Here is a 1,836-nt window from a genome sequence, read left to right as displayed (position 1 = left end):
CCGGCGGCACCCAGAACCTCACCGTCTCCGGCGCCGGCCGCTACGTCCGCATGTACGGCACCGTCCGGGGCACCGGCTACGGCTACTCGCTCTGGGAGTTCCAGATCTACGGCGAGACCGGCGGTACCAACGAGCCCCCGGTGACGCCCACCGACCCGTACAACCCCAACCTCGGGTCGAACACGTTCGTCTTCGACCCGAGCACGCCCACGTCGACGATCCAGAGTCGACTGAACACGCTCTTCACCCAGCAGGAGACCAACCAGTTCGGCCCGCAGCGCTACGCGGTGCTGTTCAAGCCCGGCACCTACACCGCCGACGTCAACCTCGGCTTCTTCACCCAGGTCGCCGGCCTCGGTATGAGCCCGGACGACGTCAACCTCAACGGGCACGTCCGCACCGAGGCGTTCTGGTTCGGCGGCAACGCCACCCAGAACTTCTGGCGGGCCGCCGAGAACCTCTCCGTCACCCTGCCCGCCGGGCAGACCGTGGAGCGCTGGGCGGTGTCCCAGGCCGCCCCGTACCGGCGGATGCACCTGCGCGGCGCGCAGAACCAGATCCAGCTCTGGAACGGCGGCGACGGCTGGTCCAGCGGCGGCCTGATGGCCGACACCCGCGTCGACGGGCTGGTCGTCTCCGGCTCGCAGCAGCAGTGGTACTCCCGTAACAGCGAGTTCGGCAACGGCTGGACCGGCTCGGTGTGGAACATGGTCTTCCAGGGCGTCACCGGCGCCCCCGCGCCGAGTTTCCCCAACCCGTCGCACACCGTCATCGGCCAGACCCCGCAGGTCCGGGAGAAGCCGTTCCTCTACGTGACGAGCAGCGGTGAGTACCGGGTGTTCGTGCCCGCGCTGCGCACCAACTCCACCGGCACCAGCTGGTACAACAAGACGCCGGCCGGCTCGTCCCTGTCGCTGTCGCAGTTCTTCGTCGTCCAGCCCGGCACCAGCGCCGCCACCATCAACGCGGCTCTCACTCAGGGCAAGCACCTGCTCTTCACCCCGGGCGTGCACCGCATCACCGAGCCGATCCAGGTCAACCGGGCCGACACGGTGATCCTCGGTCTGGGCCTGGCCACCATCCAGGCCGACAACGGCACCGTCGGAATGCGGGTGGCCGACGTGGACGGCGTCAAGGTCGCCGGCATCATGTTCGAGGCCGGCACCACGAACTCGCCGGTGCTCATGGAGGTCGGGCCATCCGGCTCGTCCGCGAGCCACGCCTCGAACCCGACCTCGCTGCACGACGTGTTCTTCCGCATCGGCGGCCCACACGTCGGCAAGGCCACCAACACGCTGACCGTCAACAGCGACAACGTGATCGGCGACCACATGTGGCTGTGGCGGGCCGACCACGCCGCCAGCGGCGTACCGACCGGGTGGACGCTGAACACCGCCGACACCGGGCTCACCGTCAACGGCGACAACGTCACCATGTACGGCCTCTTCGTCGAGCACTACCAGAAGTACCAGACCATCTGGAACGGCAACGGTGGCCGGACGTACTTCTACCAGAACGAACTGCCGTACGACCCGCCCAACCAGGCCGCGTGGATGAACGGGTCGACCCGGGGCTACGCCGCGTACAAGGTCGCCGACTCGGTGACCAGCCACCAGGCGTGGGGGCTGGGTAGCTACAGCTACTTCAACGTCAACCCCGCGGTGGTGGCGGAACGCTCCTTCGAGGTACCCAACAACCCGAACGTGCGCTTCACGAACATGGTCACCGTCTCGCTCGGTGGCACCGAGCAGTTCGACCGGGTGCTCAAGACCAATCTGTATGCGATGTTCTGGCTCTGCAAGGCGGCCGTCCCGCACCTCACCGAGGGCGCGGCGA

The 1,836-nt window shown here is 67.9% G+C and carries 1 protein-coding gene; it reads left to right on the top strand.

The genetic code is table 11. The features are described from left to right. The coding region (locus ACWCO3_RS34360; protein WP_450014160.1) for a discoidin domain-containing protein at positions 1–1,836 on the top strand (1,836 nt) is incomplete at both ends.

This window comes from Micromonospora sp. NPDC002411, from assembly GCF_053592955.1.
Note: the sequence above shows the minus strand (reverse complement) of the source record. Positions and strands in the feature narration are given on the sequence as shown.